Source organism: Wenyingzhuangia sp. IMCC45574 (assembly GCF_054182685.1).
Genome location: NZ_CM135169.1, coordinates 901,792 through 919,079 on the forward strand (window position 1 = coordinate 901,792; position 17,288 = coordinate 919,079).

The 17,288-nt window shown below is 32.4% G+C and carries 21 protein-coding genes; 7 read left to right on the forward strand and 14 right to left on the reverse strand.

The window, feature by feature from the left end; translation table 11 throughout:
- Window positions 1–29: 29 nt before the first annotated feature.
- Window positions 30–1,619, reverse strand: coding sequence for a helix-turn-helix transcriptional regulator (locus ACXHHC_RS03975; protein WP_458228361.1), 1,590 nt, complete (start codon window positions 1,617–1,619; stop codon window positions 30–32).
- 219 nt (window positions 1,620–1,838) lie between these two features.
- Between ACXHHC_RS03975 and ACXHHC_RS03980 the strand changes: the two genes are divergently transcribed.
- A complete protein-coding gene (locus ACXHHC_RS03980; RefSeq protein WP_458228362.1) occupies window positions 1,839–3,401 on the forward strand; it encodes an alpha-L-fucosidase in 1,563 nt (520 codons plus the stop codon).
- Between the two features lie 65 nt (window positions 3,402–3,466).
- Here ACXHHC_RS03980 and ACXHHC_RS03985 read toward each other — a convergent pair whose 3' ends face one another.
- The 11 genes from ACXHHC_RS03985 to ACXHHC_RS04035 form a co-directional block, all read right to left on the reverse strand.
- On the reverse strand, window positions 3,467–3,940 hold the full coding sequence (locus tag ACXHHC_RS03985; protein WP_458228363.1) for a hypothetical protein: 474 nt from the start codon (window positions 3,938–3,940) through the stop codon (window positions 3,467–3,469).
- A gap of 11 nt (window positions 3,941–3,951) precedes the next feature.
- A complete protein-coding gene (locus ACXHHC_RS03990) occupies window positions 3,952–4,902 on the reverse strand; it encodes a tetratricopeptide repeat protein (protein WP_458228364.1) in 951 nt (316 codons plus the stop codon).
- A gap of 126 nt (window positions 4,903–5,028) precedes the next feature.
- On the reverse strand, window positions 5,029–5,865 hold the full coding sequence (locus ACXHHC_RS03995; RefSeq protein ID WP_458228365.1) for an NmrA family NAD(P)-binding protein: 837 nt from the start codon (window positions 5,863–5,865) through the stop codon (window positions 5,029–5,031).
- A 31-nt stretch (window positions 5,866–5,896) separates the two neighbouring features.
- Window positions 5,897–6,379: an anthrone oxygenase family protein gene (locus ACXHHC_RS04000; protein ID WP_458228366.1), complete on the reverse strand. Its 483-nt coding sequence runs from the start codon at window positions 6,377–6,379 to the stop codon at window positions 5,897–5,899.
- Window positions 6,380–6,381: 2 nt separating this feature from the next.
- Entirely contained in the window at window positions 6,382–6,777 is a 396-nt protein-coding gene (locus ACXHHC_RS04005) for a DUF5367 family protein (RefSeq protein ID WP_458228367.1), read from the reverse strand.
- 11 nt (window positions 6,778–6,788) lie between these two features.
- Window positions 6,789–7,160 (reverse strand): hypothetical protein, encoded by a 372-nt coding sequence (locus ACXHHC_RS04010; RefSeq protein ID WP_458228368.1) that lies wholly within the window; start codon window positions 7,158–7,160, stop codon window positions 6,789–6,791.
- 148 nt (window positions 7,161–7,308) lie between these two features.
- Complete coding sequence (locus tag ACXHHC_RS04015; protein WP_458228369.1) at window positions 7,309–8,163, reverse strand: helix-turn-helix domain-containing protein; 855 nt, start codon at window positions 8,161–8,163, stop codon at window positions 7,309–7,311.
- A 15-nt stretch (window positions 8,164–8,178) separates the two neighbouring features.
- Window positions 8,179–8,844: a hypothetical protein gene (locus ACXHHC_RS04020; RefSeq protein WP_458228370.1), complete on the reverse strand. Its 666-nt coding sequence runs from the start codon at window positions 8,842–8,844 to the stop codon at window positions 8,179–8,181.
- 133 nt (window positions 8,845–8,977) lie between these two features.
- On the reverse strand, window positions 8,978–9,595 hold the full coding sequence (locus ACXHHC_RS04025) for a protein-tyrosine-phosphatase (protein WP_458228371.1): 618 nt from the start codon (window positions 9,593–9,595) through the stop codon (window positions 8,978–8,980).
- 29 nt (window positions 9,596–9,624) lie between these two features.
- Window positions 9,625–10,086, reverse strand: a complete 462-nt coding sequence (locus tag ACXHHC_RS04030; protein WP_458228372.1) for a DUF6428 family protein — start codon at window positions 10,084–10,086, stop codon at window positions 9,625–9,627.
- A 44-nt stretch (window positions 10,087–10,130) separates the two neighbouring features.
- The gene (locus ACXHHC_RS04035) at window positions 10,131–10,463 is read right to left on the reverse strand and encodes an ArsR/SmtB family transcription factor (protein WP_458229220.1); all 333 of its coding nucleotides are present in this window, start codon (window positions 10,461–10,463) and stop codon (window positions 10,131–10,133) included.
- A gap of 162 nt (window positions 10,464–10,625) precedes the next feature.
- Between ACXHHC_RS04035 and msrB the strand changes: the two genes are divergently transcribed.
- The 6 genes from msrB (at window position 10,626) to ACXHHC_RS04065 (ending at window position 15,601) form a co-directional block, all read left to right on the forward strand.
- Window positions 10,626–11,066, forward strand: coding sequence for a peptide-methionine (R)-S-oxide reductase MsrB (msrB, locus tag ACXHHC_RS04040; RefSeq protein WP_458228373.1), 441 nt, complete (start codon window positions 10,626–10,628; stop codon window positions 11,064–11,066).
- A complete protein-coding gene (msrA, locus tag ACXHHC_RS04045; protein ID WP_458228374.1) occupies window positions 11,066–11,599 on the forward strand; it encodes a peptide-methionine (S)-S-oxide reductase MsrA in 534 nt (177 codons plus the stop codon). Before msrB ends, msrA begins: the two co-directional genes overlap by 1 nt.
- Window positions 11,600–11,611: 12 nt before the next feature.
- Window positions 11,612–13,153 (forward strand): protein adenylyltransferase SelO, encoded by a 1,542-nt coding sequence (locus ACXHHC_RS04050; protein WP_458228375.1) that lies wholly within the window; start codon window positions 11,612–11,614, stop codon window positions 13,151–13,153.
- Window positions 13,154–13,162: 9 nt separating this feature from the next.
- On the forward strand, window positions 13,163–14,254 hold the full coding sequence (locus ACXHHC_RS04055) for a hypothetical protein (protein WP_458228376.1): 1,092 nt from the start codon (window positions 13,163–13,165) through the stop codon (window positions 14,252–14,254).
- Window positions 14,251–14,751 carry a peptide-methionine (S)-S-oxide reductase gene (locus tag ACXHHC_RS04060; protein WP_458228377.1) on the forward strand — a complete coding sequence of 167 codons (501 nt, stop codon included), beginning with the start codon at window positions 14,251–14,253 and terminating at the stop codon, window positions 14,749–14,751. The genes ACXHHC_RS04055 and ACXHHC_RS04060 overlap by 4 nt, the downstream gene beginning before the upstream one ends.
- 121 nt (window positions 14,752–14,872) lie before the next feature.
- A complete protein-coding gene (locus ACXHHC_RS04065; protein WP_458228378.1) occupies window positions 14,873–15,601 on the forward strand; it encodes a hypothetical protein in 729 nt (242 codons plus the stop codon).
- Window positions 15,602–15,660: 59 nt separating this feature from the next.
- On the opposite strand, the gene ACXHHC_RS04070 is transcribed toward ACXHHC_RS04065, so the two are convergent.
- On the reverse strand, window positions 15,661–17,145 hold the full coding sequence (locus ACXHHC_RS04070; protein ID WP_458228379.1) for a cryptochrome/photolyase family protein: 1,485 nt from the start codon (window positions 17,143–17,145) through the stop codon (window positions 15,661–15,663).
- On the reverse strand, window positions 17,130–17,288 hold the full coding sequence (locus ACXHHC_RS04075) for a DUF2256 domain-containing protein (protein WP_458228380.1): 159 nt from the start codon (window positions 17,286–17,288) through the stop codon (window positions 17,130–17,132). The genes ACXHHC_RS04070 and ACXHHC_RS04075 overlap by 16 nt, the downstream gene beginning before the upstream one ends.

A 17,288-nucleotide genomic window follows, 5' to 3' on the forward strand; every position in this document is an offset into this window, starting at 1 on the left:
GGGTGTTTAATTACTAAAAAAATAGGGCCTTAAAACTTACTTAAATAAATACTCAAACTGTCCTCTCTTTTTAGTCCTATTTTCTTACGAATTCTAGAACGTGCCATATGTACACTATTTATAGATATACCTAGTAACTGAGCCATTTCTTTACTATCAAAGTTTAATTTTATTAGGGCACAGTGTTTTAGGTCTTTAGAAGTTAATTCTGGATGTAACTCTCTTAATTTTTCATAAAATCGATCATTAATTTGAGTAAACCTAAGATCAAAGTCATCCCAAATTTTTTGATTCTTTATTTTGTATTTATTCAATAAGCTTTTATCAAAAACAGATTCTTGTTCCATTAATGTCTCTAACAATTCTTTAACAGCTATTTCTTTTTCAATAATCTTTAAAGCACTAGCAGTTAACTCTTTATTTTTCACCTCTAAAATTGCCTCGTTTTTTTCTTTGTTTAACTTTTGCTGTTGTTTTACTTGTTTTAATTTAGATACAACCCTAAACAAGGTAAAAGCAACAATAAACAATACCAAAAGAACACCTAAAATTAATTTTAACCTTAACTGAGCTTTTTTTGTTAGCCTTAGCAGCTTTGCTTGAGCTTCATATTCCTTTTCTATTTCTATAAACTCATCTCTGTATTTATTTTTTACACGAAATAAATTTTTATTCTGTTCACTCTGAATATGAAATAAACTATCCGACACTATCTTAGCCTCCTTTAGAAATACATATGCCTTAGAATGATCTCCCCTATTTGCGTACTCAGAAGAAACTCTACTTAAGATTATGGGCTTTAAAGATATATTTACTCGTAGGGAGTCTATACCTTTTAGGGCTTTATGATAATAATATAGTGCACTATCCTTTTGCTTAACAAGAGTTTTATATTCTGCTAAAAAATAATCGACTGAAAACTGAAACTCATTACCTACAGATTCAAAAAAGGGAGTTAATCCTTTAAAATAAGTTTTAGCTTTAACAACTTCCCCTAGCTTGGTATACACATAACCATAGTAGGCATCTACATAATGCAATCGTTGTCCAGAAGTATTTACCAAGTAGCAAGAATCTAAATAAGATAAACTTTCCGAATAAGCTTTCATAGCCGTATATCTAACCGCCACATCTAAGTAACTTGATATTAAAGAATCGTTCTTTTTTATGGTGTTTTTTGCTATTTGATGTGCTTGTTTTGTATGAATTAAGGCAATGCTATCCATTCCATAAATCCCATATAAAATTCCTAAAATTTGATTTGCCTCCTGCAATGGGCGAGGGTTTTTAAGTCTTTTTAGACTTGGTAACATATCAAACAATAACTCAAAAGATTCGTTATAATTCCCCTTTCTCCTTTCAATATCAGACAAACTTACGATACACCTTAAATAATTTAAAGTATCTTTTTTTCTTTTAAAGTAAATTCCTCCATTTTTAAAATATTCAAAAGCCTTATCGTTAGGCTGAATAGTCATTTTGTATTTGTTTAAAATAAAATTCTTTTTAGAATACAAAGAACTATCTGCAATAATTCTTGTTTTACTTTGTCCCATAGTACTATTCCAAAAAAGAATCAAGGAGAACCATAAAACGCTTGTATTTATATGTGAATTCATTTACTAGGTATAGATATATACACACAAAGAAACTGAAATAAGTAAAAAATATAGTACTCTAAAACCGTCTATATCTATAAATATAGTTAAAATATAGTGGTTACACTCTCTTTTAAGCACATCAGAAGATAACTTTGAACCACTGTTTTACAACAAGTTAAAACAATTAAACATTACCTAACTTCAATTTTTATTTAAATGATAAGATTCTTAAAAACAATGTTACAACTCACTACATTTTTATGCTTTTATACTATAAGTATCAATGTTTTCTATGCTCAAAATGTAAGTGAAACTAAAATTAACAACCAAAAAAAATCAACCGAATACTTTAAAGAAGAATGGCCTTCTATTGCCAAACACAGCACCCCCGAATGGTTAAAAGATGCCAAGTTTGGTATTTATACACATTTTGGACCAGCTGTAACTGCAACACAATATAAAACAACAGAATGGTATGGCTGGGCTATGTACAAACCAAAAGCACACTATTGGAACAATGCCATAAGACCTAACAGACCAGACACTACTAGAGTATTTAAATTACACCAAGAAAAGTGGGGACACCCAAGTAAATTTGGTTACAAGGATTTTATTATGCTCTTTCAGCCTAAAAAGTTTAATGCAGAGGAATGGGCTGATTTATTTCATAAAGCTGGAGCAAAATTTAGTGGACCTATGGGAACTCACCACGACAACTTTATGTTATGGGACTCTAAAGTAACTCGATGGAACATGAAACGAACTGCTGGAATTGATGTAGTAGGAGATTTGGAAAAAGCGATTAGAAAAAAAAACATGAAATACTTAATAACATTTCATCATGCTTTTTCTTGGTGGTTCTTCTCTGGTTCATATAACTATGATGGAGGAATTCCTGGTAACGAGGATTTGTATTGTAGACCTCATAAATTCTCTGAAGATGGTGATAGTTTTGCAGAATACCCTGATGCTGAATATGAAAATTTATGGTTTAGAAAACTAGAAGAAGCTTGTGTTAATTACAATCCTGATTTAGTATGGTTTGATATGGGTTTAGAATTACTAAGTGATAACATTAGGAAAAAAGCTTTTGCTAGAATGCTTAATAACGCACGTTCTAAAAAACAGGATTTAGCTATTTCATATAAAACCAAATTTGACATTTGCATACCTCCAAGAGCAGGAGTCTTGGATTATGAAAAAGGAAGATCTACAGGTATGAGAGAAGATACCTGGCTAACTGATACTCCTTTGGGAGGATGGTTTTACAATGGTAGAAAGTCTCGATCTTCAGAAGCCATTATAGAAATTTTAATCGATATTGTTAGTAAAAATGGGTGTTTGTTATTAGATGTTAGTCCTAAGCCAGATGGTACCATTCCAAATGATCAAAAAGAAACCTTATTAGGAATAGGAGAATGGTTAAAGATAAATGGAGAAGCTATTTATAATACCCGTCCCTGGATTATTTCTGGAGAAGGTCCTACGAAACTATCTAAGGATGGACACTTTAACGAAAACTGGGAGGCAATTTATACAGAGAAAGATATTCGTTTTACGAGAAGTAAAGACAACAATACCTTGTACGTAATTGTTTTAGACAAACCTACTTCTAATAAAATAGTAGTTAAAAAATTAGGAACTGCTTTTGAACACTTAACTAGAGAAATAGAAAGCGTAGAACTTATTGGCGAAAACACACCTATTAAATGGAAACAAGAACAATTAAAAATGACTTTCTCATTTCCTAAAAATTCCAAAGGTAAACATGCATTTTGTTACAAAGTAAAACTTAAATAAATCACCTCAAAAAATGATATGCCATCTAATTAATTTAGATGGCATATTATATCTAATAATAAAGACTACATCTTCTTTTGCTTCTTTAAAATTTTCTTTATAGCCTTAGAAGGTTTTATTTTATTACCCTTATCGGCACAATAAGCTACCAATAAAGCTTCAGATTGATTGTAAATTTCATCTCTACTTAGCTTTGTTCCATTATTTTCAAGGACTACTTTACACATAGCTGCAAAGTATAACCCTAATAAACCTTCATTCCCTTTGGTTAATTTCATCATTCTTCCTTCCATATCAAAAGTATAATCCGGTGTACCTGTAGCCCATATAAAAATAAACTGTAAAGCAATTAACCTATTATGTTCTTCATATTTAACGGGATGATTAAATAGATAATTGGCACATTTAAGCACATCTGCATCTTTTGTTTTGTATTCTTCGGCAGTTTTAAATGTATAATCTTTAAGCTCTGAGAAGTTTTGTCCAAACGAATAGTTTATCGAACACAATAGAACAAATAGTAATAAGAACTTTTTCATAGTTGAGTATTTTATTTCTGATTGATATTATTTTGCTTTAAGATTTTATTAAAAGTATCCAACTCATTATTCTTCTCCATCTTTTTATAAATCATTCCAATCACTTTTTCTGCATCTACTCTGTAAGGCGATTTATTTTGAGAATAAATAATATAAGCTTTACACATATTATCTAACCCCTCCTCTAGTTTGTTTAGTCTTAGAGCATATACATTCCCAACACCATAATATATCTCTGGATTGTCAGGGTCTAAAACTGCTAATTTTTTGTATGCCTCTACTGCTTTACTATATTCTTTCTTGTATTGATAAGCCACTGCTATATTTTGCAAAGGCATTCTTCCCTTAGGATCAATTCTAATGGATGTTTCATAAGCAAATATTGCCTCATCAAATTGGTTCAATTTTCTATAACTCAATCCTAAATTATCCCAAGCAAAAGCAAATACAGAATCTATAGCCAATGCTTTTTTATAATATTTAATTGCTTTTTTTTGATTTCCTGCTTTGGACTTATCCATTCCCTTGTAGTAATACTTTAAAGCTTTCTTATTCTTAGACAAGGAATGTCTATTTTCCATATCTCTACTCGCTATTTTAGCTTTTACTGAAGGGCAATTCGTAAACAAATACTTTTCAAGCTCTTGATAAGCACTCTTGTATGTTTTTGACTCTTTGTTGGTATTAATAACTACATCAATATTTTTTGTTTTCTTATCAGTAGACTCTGTTAATTGATCTAAAACACCTTGCATTTGTGACCCCATCTGATAAGCCCCAGTTTGCTTATCTATACAATTCCCTACTTCACTAGACACTAAAAAAGGAGTTTTATTCCCTGTATCTATGGAATCTATACACTTACAAGCTTTTTCGGAAAGTTCTTTTAACAAAGCTTTCTTGTCTTGAGAATACCCTAGTAAACAACAAGACAACAACAATAAAGACATTATTTTCTTCATAGAATTTTTATTTTTTATGAGTACAATATAATTAATCTCTTTTTTAACAACAAAAGTCAAGCCTATTATTAGAATAGTAGGTAAAAAAACCATTCCGCATAAGCAGTATGGCTTTTTTACAAAAACCTACTTATTTACCTCAACACCATCCCAAACTCCTGTTTTGGCTGTTTCTTTGACAAAATCAGAAAAGTCAATCGGCTTTCTTCCCAATACATTTTCTATATCATTACTTATCTCATTATTTCCCTCTGCATCTAATACATTTGTAAACAAATAGTCTATTAGCCAAATATATTCAGCAGGCACATTAAACTCTTTTAACATTGCTATGTACTCTTCGTGTGGAATAGCTGTAAATTGAATCTCTCTACCTGTAGTTAAATTAATTTCGTTAACAACATCCTCAAAAGTTAACAATCTACTTCCTGTTAATTCGTATAACTGTCCATTGTGCTTATCATCTAACAAAGCCTCTACTACTACAGCTGCTATATCATCAGCATTTACATAAGGTACTTTTGCTTCTGGTTTAGGCAAGGCTACTTGTCCAACTTGTAAAGCATCTAAAAAGAAACTTTCGCTAAAATTTTGCATAAACCAACTGGCTCTTACAATGGTATAATCCAAACCTGAATGGATTAATACTTGCTCACACAACTGAGCTTCCTTCTCCCCTTTACCAGAAAGCAGAATCATTTTTTTAAGCCCCTGTTTTTTGGCCAATTTTACCAAAGCTTCAATTTTATCTAATGCTCCGGGAATGGCTAAATCTGGACTATAGGTTACATAGGCTTTATCTATATTTTCTAATACGGCTGGCCAAGTATCTCTGTTTTCCCAATCAAAAGGGATAGTGGCACTTCTAGCACCTACTCTTACATTTACATCGTGATTCTTTAATTTTTCTACGACTCTACGTCCTGTTTTTCCGGTTCCTCCAATTACTAAAATGTTACTCATAATTTTATGTTTTAAATGATTTATAAATGAATTAATTGTTCTGATTGATAAAAGCAGTGATTAAAAACACCACAAAAGAGAGTACAGAAAAAACCGTTCTTAGTTTGTGATATAAATTCCACTTACTTTGGTACTCTGTCCTATACTCTGTTAACTCTGCTATAGATATATTTTCTAGTGACAATAGATCCAATGCATTGTTTAAAGGAACATTTCCTAAAATGGTTACGAGAATGGTACCCAAAAAATAAACGAGGGTTGCAATTAATATCACCACAAAAAGTGATGTCCCTCTGTACTGATACAAGCAAAAAAGCTGTACAAAAAAGGTCCCTAAAAAAACCATCATAAAAGCAGGATTAATTATTGCCCTGTTAATACTTTGCATTACTTGTATATAAGCAACATCATTAATACGTTTGGTTCCGGGAATAACAGATACTTCCCACGCATAGAACAAACCTGCAGACAACCCTGTTAATGCAATTGCTGTAAATAAGATGATCGTTTTCATAATTATATAATTTTAAGACTATTATTGCTTACATACTTTCCAAAGACACAAACCACTAAAAAGTATTCAGCCGCTATTAGGTAGAACGAAATGGCTGTAAAAAATTCGGAATAACTTCCACCTGCTGGTATAACAAAAACAGGAACTGTAACTAGTACATCCAAAAGAACAGCCATAGAAACAAAAACAGTAGCCAGTTCTAAAGGATGTTTTCTGTTGTTTCTGTAGAACAAATAAGTCCCTATACAAGCACTTGGAATAATTGCTACTGCCAATACCAAATTCGCTTGAAATTCTGCGTTTTCTATAACAGGTACATAAAAAGAAGCTAAATAAAAGCTAACCCCTAACAGCCATACAAGTATGGCATACAAAATACTCTTCAATAAATTTTTCATGATATCTAATTTTAAAGTGATTCTATCCAAGATTTTAGAATGCCATATTCTTCTTTAGTTAGCGGAACTCCACCTTCTTTAGGCATTCTTTTCAATTCAAAAACTTGTTTTTTGATTCTCTTAGCACGTCTATTCATATTCTTTTCTTTAAAAATTAGAAAAGGGTTTCGCTTTTTGTGACAAGTATTACACTTGTTTTGTAGAATAGACAAGGCTTGCTTTTGGTAAGGATTTTCTACTGATTTTTGAAAAGACTGCTCCGCTGAAAATAAAATTGATGGAGCATTTACTGCACTTCCTTTATTAGAAAGTAAAACCGTAAAAACTATACTAACTACCAGTACTAAAAAAGGAATTCTAGGCTCTATTGCATTGCGTTTCATAACGTTGATTATTAATTACAACACAAAATTAGAACGACAATAAAAGAACTACTTATCTAAAAAGGAGTATGATTTATTCGAAAAGGAGAATTGGATGTTTATTTATTGATTTGGTAAGTCGTGTAGTTTATACTGAATAAAAAACAACTTATTGAAGTTGGCTAGGTCTGTACCCAAATTTTTTCTCAAAGGCATTGGAAAAAGACCCCAAACTTTCATAACCTACATTCCATGCAGCTTCTTGTATGCTTAAATCTTTATTTTTAATTAAATCATAAGCTTTAAAAAGTCGTTCGTTTTGTAGGTATTTAAAAACAGGAACACCAAACAATTCTTTAAACTCTTTTTTTAGTTTAAAAGTATTTAAACCTATCTCTTTGGCAAGTTCATTTAAACTTGGAGGGTTGTCTAAGTTTTTAATTAAAATTTCTTTGGCTTGCAACAACTTAGTTCTTTCCTTATCGTTTACCTTCTCTTGCTGCTGTAATGCCAACTGTCCAAAAAAATGTGACAATAACGTTGTTATCTGACTTTTGTAGAATAAAATTTTAGTTTTACCTGTGTAAGGGTTGTATAACATATTGTGAACAATAGGTTGCATTTCTGGAGTCATCAAAAACAAAGGACCCTCTACATAATGATCTTTAGGGTGTACGAGCTGATCTAATAACTCTCCAAAAATCTCTGCTTCACCATTGGGCAAGTTTTGTAGGTTTTTAACGGCTGTAGCCACCACCAAACATTCCAAAGGTTTTAAGGGTGAAATTTGATGTTCAAAAGCTACTTGACTATCTGCGTAAAAAGACAACACCATCCCTTTGGTGTGCGTAAACTGCTTTTGTTGCTCTCCGTATTTCACCGTTAATTCCACATCTCCTTCTCCATACAAAGCAATGGCAATAATAGGCTCATCAAAAAAACAAGTATCAAAATAGGTTTCTTGTCCTTCTGCTTTTTCTATCAGAATGGTAAAATCGTTGATGTCTATGATGGCTCTGGACATTTTTGTAAATAAATTTTATGTAAATCTCATCCATAAATTTGGAAAGACAGATGGTAATTCTTCCTCTTGATAAATTGAGCTTTTAGATATATGGTAAGAAATATTTTCTTTATCGACTTTTGGAATTAATTTTCGTGATTTTATTTCATAAACTTCCTCAATAATATCTCTTAGGGTAATCATCAACAGTTCAGATATTTCTATCTTGTCCAATAACTCGTTATTTAAGCATGTATTTTTGAATTGAACCTCCCCTTTAGAGATCAAATAATTCATTAATAATATTGTATAACCAATATCGTCTGATTTAAATATTATTTGGGATGCTCCATTAACCTCTTTATTTAGGAATGTGTGATAAAAACTTAATAACAAATTATCTATTTCAATCAATTCTACCAATGAAAATTTCAGTAAACTATCTTTTAAAAGTCCATAAAATTGTTTGTCGTAATTTTTGCTTTTGATCCTTATCTCATCAATCAAACTCCAAAACTTTTTTTCATCATATAGATTTATATTTGTTCTAATCTGTCTTTCCTCTAATAGTTTTTTGTATTGATTCTTTCTACTTTGTTCTAAAGCATCGTTTCCTTTTTTAGACTCATATCTTGTATATAAATACCTTCCTAACCAAAAAACAAGTACTAGGATTAAACTAATATAAGGATTACCATCCATCGTTTTTATTTTTAAAATTACCTCTTTAAAGATTGGAACACAAATACAATAGTCATAATTATTCCAAACAAAAAAGCCACTCCATTATAAAACGGAATGACTTTCGACTTTAAAACAAATATCAAAAATAATATTATGCGGTCGCTTGAGAGAATACCCAAAATAACTCAGTGGCTATTTGTAAACTTCTCTCTTGGTATTTTTCTGCTTGTTGTGGAGTACCATCAAATGCTTTAGGGTCTAAAAAAGTAATTGGTATTCTTTTTTCAGATCCTGTTACAAAAGGACAGGCTTCGTTGGCACTATCACAAGTTAATATGGCTGCAAATCCATTTGCGGGATTAAATGTGTCGTCAAACTTTTTAGAAAAACCTATAAGTCCCTGCGTATTTTCTGCATATTTAATACTATACACCGGATTTTTCTCTTCTGAAAGCTTCTGAATTTGGAAACCTGCACTTTCTAGAGCTTCAGCCGCTGATGGAAACAAAGCCGTAGCTTCTGTTCCTCCAGAATAACTTGCCATATCTTTAATTCCAAAGTGTGCCCCTATAGCTTGTGCCCATACCTGAGACAAGTGGCTTCTTCTTGAATTATGTGTACAAATAAAATTTAAACGAATTGTCTCTTTAGCTTCTAATTTTGCTTTTATAAAATCTGCCAAAGACTGTAAAACTACCTTACGATCTTCTGCAATAGTAGTAACATCTAGAGATTCAATGGTTTGTTGAATCTGTTCAAATAGGTTCATTCTGTTTTGTTATTTAGTTTTGTTTTTTATTAGCAACACCCGCTTCCTGGTGTACATGAACTTTGTTGCGTAGAAACTCTAATTCTAGGTTTTTCTTCTGGAATTCCACATTTGTCTTTTGCCAAACAATCAGTAGCCTTACTTACCAACAAAAAGTTTTGCCCGTTAAAATCTAGTCCATACTTTTCTATTGTTTGTCCTTGGTATTCTACCTCCACTTCAGAATCTTCAATTCCTAATACTTTTTCAGACATTTCTATAATACCTGCTAACTTTTCTGGGTGTAATCTATGATTGTAATCATCGGCACTCCATAATTGAAAGTTTACTACTGCCTCCATACGAAGTGTTCCACCACAATCTATAAAACTCTTTACTACTCTCCCCACCTCAGTTACATGAAAATGAGCGGGTACTAAATCTCCGTTCGGTAATTCAAAAGCGATAGTTTCTAAACCCTGTAACGTTTTTTTTACTTCTGATAACTTCATAATCTATTCTATTTTATCGTGCTGTAACAATGTATTCATTTTGTTTAACAGCAACTATCGTTGCACTCTAAATCTTGATCTAAAAATGGCACCAAAATTTCTTTCATTTCCGTCCATTTGTCTTTATCTATGCAATAACACACACTGGTTCCCTCTACACTTCCTTTAATTAAACCCAATTGTTTTAATTCTCGTAAATGTTGTGATATTGTGGGCTGTGCCAAACCAATTTCATTCACCAAATCTCCACAAACGCAAGCATTCTTATCAAACAAATATTCCAAAATAGCAACTCTTGCAGGGTGACCAAATACCTTTGCAAACAATGCTATTTGATTCTGATTGTCTGAAAAAAATTCCGTTTTAGCTATTCCCATAATCCTTATTAATTGCTTCATTGCAATATTACGATAAATAAAAAACATCTACCATAATTTATCTAGAAAAATTATTGACTAACACAAACTATTTTTAAACACACATCTAAAGAAAGGTTTTCCTTAATTTTACTACTATATAGAAAACAAAACCGAACGCAAATGCTTACTTGGAAACATATCATGGATTTTACGGTAAATGGAAATCCAACCCCAGATAAAAGAGTAGAAAAAACCAACGAAGAATGGAAAGAACTCTTAAACCCTAGTCAATATAAAATAACACGTATGTCTGGTACAGAAATGCCACATACAGGAGCTTACTGCACTAGTTACGATGCTGGTATTTACAATTGCTTGTGTTGTGGAAATGAGTTGTTTGATTCTACGATTAAATTTGACTCTGGAACTGGCTGGCCAAGTTTTACACAACCTGTAAAAGAAAATGCGGTTAAATACATTAAGGATAGTTCTCATGGAATGGTTCGTGTAGAAATTCAATGCAACCAATGTGACAGCCATTTAGGACATGTATTTCCTGATGGACCAGAACCAAGCGGATTGCGTTATTGTGTTAATTCTGAATCTTTAATCAAAAAATAATGGCTAAAATAGAACAAGCCACATTAGGAGCTGGTTGCTTTTGGTGTGTAGAAGCATTTTTTAATGAGGTAAAAGGGGTGCTAAAAGCAGTATCTGGCTATAGTGGAGGAAATGTACCAGGAACTCCAACCTATAGAGAAGTTTGCTCTGGATTAACAGGTCATGCAGAAGTAATTCGTGTGGAATATGATCCTGAACTTATATCCTACCAAACGGTATTGGAATTGTTTTACACCGCACACAACCCTACCACATTAAACAGACAAGGTGCTGATGTAGGTACACAGTATCGTTCTGTTATTTTTTATCATGATGAGCAACAAAAAGAAATAGCTGAGCAAGTAACAAAAAATGTACAACAATACTTTGACGAACCTATCGTTACAGAAATCAGCCCTTTAGTTAATTATTTTGATGCTGAAGATTACCATCAAGGATACTACAAACAACATCCAGAAGAAGGGTATTGCTCTGTTGTTGTTGGACCTAAACTGAATAAATTAAGAAGAATACATGCCGATTTACTAAAATAGGCCACTACATACATGAAATTAAATATTCAAAATACGTTTACCAGCGAATTACCCGCAGATACGAATAAAGAAAACTTTACCCGTCAGGTAGACAATGCTTGTTACTCTCTAGCAAACCCTATCCAAACAAAAAATCCTAAACTAGTACATGTAAATACAGAACTTGCCAAATCCTTAGGATTTCATCCAAAGGATGTAAGCACAGAAGACTTTTTACAACTAGTTACAGGAAATTCTGTTTATCCTAACACAGAACCCTATGCCATGTGCTATGGAGGTCATCAGTTTGGAAATTGGGCTGGTCAGTTAGGAGACGGAAGAGCGATTAATTTATTTCAAGTAAAAACAGACTCTTCTTTTACGCTACAATTAAAAGGAGCTGGAAAAACACCGTATTCTAGAACTGCCGATGGATTGGCTGTATTACGTTCTTCTGTACGAGAATATTTATGTGCTGAGGCAATGTACCATTTGGGGGTACCTACCACCCGTTCATTATCTTTATCTCTTAGTGGAGATCAGGTACTAAGAGACATGTTTTACAATGGAAATCCTGGATATGAAAAAGGAGCTATTGTTTGTCGTGTTTCAGAAAGTTTTATCCGTTTTGGGAACTTTCAGATTTTTGCTTCTAAAAACGATAAGGCAACCTTAGCGGCATTAATGAATTATACCATTAGACATCACTTTCCTCATTTAGAAGAGAATGACAAAGAAAGTTACGGTAAACTTTTTCAGGAAATTGTAAATGCAACGGTTAAAATGATTGTTGAATGGCAACGTGTTGGTTTTGTACACGGTGTAATGAACACAGATAATATGTCCATTTTAGGACAAACTATTGACTATGGGCCATATGGTTGGTTAGACAATTACGATCCAGATTGGACTCCAAATACCACAGACAAACAAAATAGACGTTACCGTTATGGCCAACAACCCAATATTGGTTTGTGGAACTTGTATCAATTGGCCAATACTTTTTATACACTAACAGAAGATGCTACTCCGCTAGAAGAAGCATTAAATAGCTATAAAGTTCAATTTGAAGAAATGAACTTGGCAATGATGTGTGCTAAAATTGGAATTCAAAAGCCAAACAAACAAGACTATATCTTAATTCAGGCTCTAGAAACAAATTTAAAGTTAACGGATACAGATATGACCATCTTCTTTAGATTATTGGCAAAAGCCAAGAAGATTGAAGATTGTTTAGAAGCTTTTTACACTCCCGAATCATTAACAGGTGAAATACTTACAGAGTGGCAAGCTTGGTTTGAACAATATACAGAACGATTGACTCAAGAAACTTTGTCTGATGAAGAGAGAATTAAAAATATGAATGCGGTAAACCCTAAATATGTTTTACGTAATTATATATCTCAATTAGCAATTGATGCAGCGAACGAAGGAGATTTCTCGTTGATTGACGAGCTATATACAATGCTACAAAAACCATATAACGAACAACCAGAATACGAAAAATGGTTTGCCAAAAGACCCGATTGGGCTAAAAACAAAGCAGGATGTTCTATGTTAAGCTGTAGTTCTTAAAAACCATTTATGAAGCTTATCTATATATTTTTATTAAGTATTCTTTGTCTAAATTCTTATGCGCAAGAAAAGTTAATTACTCCTACAATGGTGAATGAAAAACCATCGGCAGGGAAAAGAGTAAAGGTAGTTCCTAAAGAACATTTAAAAACCGATTTATTTTACTCCTTATACTTACCAAAGAATTATAACAAGGAGAAGAGCTATCCTGTAATTGTTGAATATACAGGAAATTACTACCCTCCTACTCAGTCTACTGGTAATTTAAAAGATGCTTCTTTAGGTTATGCCATTGCACAAAATATAGATGCCATATGGATTTGCTTACCTTATGTTACTAAGGAGTATAAACAATCTCTAAAATGGTGGGGGAACGAACACAACACTATTGATTATGCCCTAAAAAACATTAAAGATGTCTGCTTAGAATACAATGGAAACTCAGGTCAGATTTTTATAATTGGTTTTTCTAGAGGAGCTATTGCTGTAAACTATTTAGGATTGCATAACGATACGATTGCAGATGTTTGGAGAGGTTTCTTTTCTCATGACCACTACGACGGACAACGCAAATGGGGTAAATACTGGGCTAAAGACTTGGATAGTTACAGAGCAGCAGCTAAAGTTAGAGCCAAACGTTTAAATGGTAGAGCTTCTTTAATTTCTAACAATCGTATTAATGGAAAAAAATATATTGATGGAAACGGAATAACTAATTATGGAGTATTTACTTATATAAAACCTGACATTGAAAAAGCTACTAAAGGACAAAACTTACATCCGCATAATGACCTTTGGATGCATACACAATTAGAAGATGCTCAAAAAGTATTTTCTTGGTTTAAAAACACACTTGAATCCCCTGTTGGAGTTTATACCATTTCTGGAACTGTTACCACTAAAAAAGGGAAAACTCTTTCCGGTATAATTGTGAATGCTGGTGGTATTCACTTTGGAATTACCAATGCTAAAGGAGCATACAAAATAGAAGGAATTACTAAAAGTAACAGAACTATACACCTAGAAAACTCCCCTACAAAAAGAAAAGAAGTAACTGTGAATCAGGATATTTATAATTTAAACTTCGTAATAGCTGAATGATGTTATCTAAAATAGGTTTAGGTGGTGGTTGCCATTGGTGTACAGAAGCTGTTTTTCAATCGTTAAAAGGAGTTGAAAAAGTAGCACAAGGCTATATTGCCTCTACAGCTCCTAATGAAACCCTTTCAGAGGCTGTAATTATAACCTTTAACGAAGAAATCATTCCTCTACAAATTCTAATTGAAGTGCATCTTCTAACTCACAAAAGCACCTCTAACCACTCATTTAGAAATAAGTACCGTTCTGCTATATATTATTTTAATGAACTACAAAAAGAAAAATCTAATACCGTTTTAAAAGAATTACAACCAGACTTCCCTAAAAAAATAATCACAGAGGTATTACCTTTTGTAATGTTTCACTCTTCTAGAGAGGAATTACTAAACTACTACTTAAAAGACAAGAACAAACCTTTTTGTAAAACCTACATAGAGCCTAAACTAAAACTCTTACTAGAACAATTCTCTAATTTCATAGTTCATACGTCTAAAGGCTAATTCCGTTCTTTAAACTAAATACCCGAATCGTATCGATAAATCCTCAAACTTTAGAAATCTATTTTATTAAGACTTTAGCTTCTGCTAACTTTACCTGAATAACCGAAAACTTAAAAATATAATGAGGAAAAATCAATCGTTTTTAAAAGCAGTGTGCACAGGAGTTTTAGCACTATTTATGTCTGTAAACTTATTTGCTCAAGATGCTGTTTCTTTTGCTGATGATAACACAAGTATAGCAAACGCAAGACCTTTAGAATTTAAAGTGAATTATACTGCAAGTGATGATAGAGAGATTATGCTATCAATTAAAAACTCAGAATCTAAAGAATGGATTGCTGGAAGAAAAGTAAAAGTAGAGAAAGGAGAAGGAGCTGTTAGCATTAAACTAAACAGAAAAGGTGGTTTTGAAGACGGAAACAACTACGAAGTAAACCTTATTATAATGCCTGTAGGTGGTAAATGGAAAGATAATTTAGACAAAAAAGCTAAAAAACCTTTTACAATTGGTGAGACACCTGTTGAAACCAAAGAAGATGTAGTAGCTGTAAATGTTTCTTCTGTTAAAGTAAATAAAAACGGAGTAGCTTTTGTTGAAGTTAATTATACTGCTTTAGACAAGAGATTAATTGCTGTTCAAATTAAAGACATCAAAACTAAAGAAGAGATTGCTAGTGGAAGAAAATCTGTTGAAACTGGTTCTGGAACGGTTAAAGTAAGATTGACAAAAAAGGATGGAGAAATTAAGAAAGGTGAAAACTACCATTTAATTGTATCTACAAGACCTGTTGGAGCTACTTGGAAAGAAATCATCAACAAAAAAGGTGTAAAACCTTTTGCTGTAAAATAAGCAGTCGTTTTTTTAATTAAAAACACAAAAGATGTTATCCTACAGGATAACATCTTTTTTTATTGGGAATCTAAACGCTCTAAAAATTTAGCAGCATTTTCTAAATGATTTACTTTTTTTTCTGGAGATAATCTTTCAAAAGATCGATACATCATAGATAAACGTGGATTTTTTTTAATATAATCACTTTGTTTATCAATAAAATTCCAAAATAAGCCATCCCAAATTTCTTGCCAGTCTCCAGCTCCATAGTTGCTCATTTTCTTTATATAATTAGAGCCACTTATATAAGGTTTTGTAGCAAAAACACCTCCATCTGCAAACTGACTCATTCCATATACATTGGGCACCATTACCCAATCGTAAGCATCTACAAACAACTCCATAAACCACTGATAAACTTCATCGGGGTCGAACTCACATAATAACATAAAATTCCCCAATACCATTAAACGCTCTATATGATGACAATATCCTGTTTTAAGTGCTTTCTTTATAGCAATATCTACAGGAACTATTCCTGTTGTTCCATTATAAAAACTCTTAGGTATCTTTCTTTTAAAATTCCAAAAATTTCGAGTTCTAGAAAAACTACCTTTCGCCACATAAACACCTCTTATAAACTCTCTCCAACCAATAATCTGTCTTACAAACCCCTCTATAGAATTCATAGGAATATCATTTTTAAGGCCATAAGTTATCGTTTTATCTACTACCTCTTTAGGTGATAAAATCCCTACATTTATTAGGGGAGATAATAAGCTATGATGCATAAAAACTTCTTCTTTTACAATAGCATCCTGAAAAACTCCAAACTCCAAAAAACGATACTCCAAAAACTGCTCTAACCAAGTATCAGACGTTTCAAAATCTACAGGATAGTAGGGTGCTTTGTCTATTGTTCCATAATTAGCAGCAAAATTTTCTTTCACATAACTCACTGCTTCCTCCCAATAAGCACCCACTTCTGGATAATGAATTGCAGGTGGAGTTTTACCTTTTGGATATTTTTTTCTATTCTCGCTATCAAAAGTCCATTTTCCTCCCAAAGGTTCTCCCGCAGTATCCAATAAAACACAATAGTCTTTTCGTTGCTTTTTGTAAAAGTTTGTCTGGAAATAGGATTTCTTATCTTTTTTAAAATAGTCATCAACCTCCAATTGGGAATTGAGAAAATTAGGAGACTCGTATTTTTTTAACGTACACTCTTTAAAAACTTTATTTATTTTACGTTCCAACCAATCATCAATCGGGTTTATAAAATGAACCGCTTCGATATTTTTACTTGCTACTTCTGTAGAAAAATTCAACAAATCGGACAATTCATTTTTAGACTCTATATAATAAACCCTTAAGCCTTTGGTTAACAAATAATCCTCATAGCACTTCATAGTAGCTCTATGAAAAGCTATTTTTTGTTTGTGAAACTTATATTGGGTAAAAAACAATGCCTCCTCTATCAAATAGATTACATGTCCATTATTAATAAGTTCACTTTCTTTAAAAAGCTGATGTGGAAAAATTATATTTACTTGATTAGCCATGCCTTTACTTTATTTCTTTTGCAACGTTCACTACAATACTTCACATCATTCCAATTCTTCTCCCACTTTTTTCTCCATGCAAAAGGTTTTCTACAAACCAAGCATCGTTTTGTTGGTAGCTCCTGTTTTTTAACTCCTCTCAT

Coding starts and splice junctions, on each gene's coding strand:
- ACXHHC_RS04030 (WP_458228372.1), bottom strand. CDS start 10,086: ATGAAGTTATCAGAAGTAAAAAAAACGTTACAGGGTTTAGAAACTATC.
- ACXHHC_RS04050 (WP_458228375.1), top strand. CDS start 11,612: ATGAAATTAAATATTCAAAATACGTTTACCAGCGAATTACCCGCAGAT.
- ACXHHC_RS03985 (WP_458228363.1), bottom strand. CDS start 3,940: ATGAAAAAGTTCTTATTACTATTTGTTCTATTGTGTTCGATAAACTAT.
- ACXHHC_RS04035 (WP_458229220.1), bottom strand. CDS start 10,463: ATGGGAATAGCTAAAACGGAATTTTTTTCAGACAATCAGAATCAAATA.
- ACXHHC_RS04005 (WP_458228367.1), bottom strand. CDS start 6,777: ATGAAAAATTTATTGAAGAGTATTTTGTATGCCATACTTGTATGGCTG.
- msrA (WP_458228374.1), top strand. CDS start 11,066: ATGGCTAAAATAGAACAAGCCACATTAGGAGCTGGTTGCTTTTGGTGT.
- ACXHHC_RS04065 (WP_458228378.1), top strand. CDS start 14,873: ATGAGGAAAAATCAATCGTTTTTAAAAGCAGTGTGCACAGGAGTTTTA.
- ACXHHC_RS04015 (WP_458228369.1), bottom strand. CDS start 8,163: ATGTCCAGAGCCATCATAGACATCAACGATTTTACCATTCTGATAGAA.
- ACXHHC_RS04010 (WP_458228368.1), bottom strand. CDS start 7,160: ATGAAACGCAATGCAATAGAGCCTAGAATTCCTTTTTTAGTACTGGTA.
- ACXHHC_RS04060 (WP_458228377.1), top strand. CDS start 14,251: ATGATGTTATCTAAAATAGGTTTAGGTGGTGGTTGCCATTGGTGTACA.
- ACXHHC_RS03995 (WP_458228365.1), bottom strand. CDS start 5,865: ATGAGTAACATTTTAGTAATTGGAGGAACCGGAAAAACAGGACGTAGA.
- ACXHHC_RS03975 (WP_458228361.1), bottom strand. CDS start 1,619: ATGAATTCACATATAAATACAAGCGTTTTATGGTTCTCCTTGATTCTT.
- ACXHHC_RS04075 (WP_458228380.1), bottom strand. CDS start 17,288: ATGAGAGGAGTTAAAAAACAGGAGCTACCAACAAAACGATGCTTGGTT.
- msrB (WP_458228373.1), top strand. CDS start 10,626: ATGCTTACTTGGAAACATATCATGGATTTTACGGTAAATGGAAATCCA.
- ACXHHC_RS04055 (WP_458228376.1), top strand. CDS start 13,163: ATGAAGCTTATCTATATATTTTTATTAAGTATTCTTTGTCTAAATTCT.
- ACXHHC_RS04025 (WP_458228371.1), bottom strand. CDS start 9,595: ATGAACCTATTTGAACAGATTCAACAAACCATTGAATCTCTAGATGTT.
- ACXHHC_RS03990 (WP_458228364.1), bottom strand. CDS start 4,902: ATGAAGAAAATAATGTCTTTATTGTTGTTGTCTTGTTGTTTACTAGGG.
- ACXHHC_RS03980 (WP_458228362.1), top strand. CDS start 1,839: ATGTTACAACTCACTACATTTTTATGCTTTTATACTATAAGTATCAAT.
- ACXHHC_RS04000 (WP_458228366.1), bottom strand. CDS start 6,379: ATGAAAACGATCATCTTATTTACAGCAATTGCATTAACAGGGTTGTCT.
- ACXHHC_RS04020 (WP_458228370.1), bottom strand. CDS start 8,844: ATGGATGGTAATCCTTATATTAGTTTAATCCTAGTACTTGTTTTTTGG.
- ACXHHC_RS04070 (WP_458228379.1), bottom strand. CDS start 17,145: ATGGCTAATCAAGTAAATATAATTTTTCCACATCAGCTTTTTAAAGAA.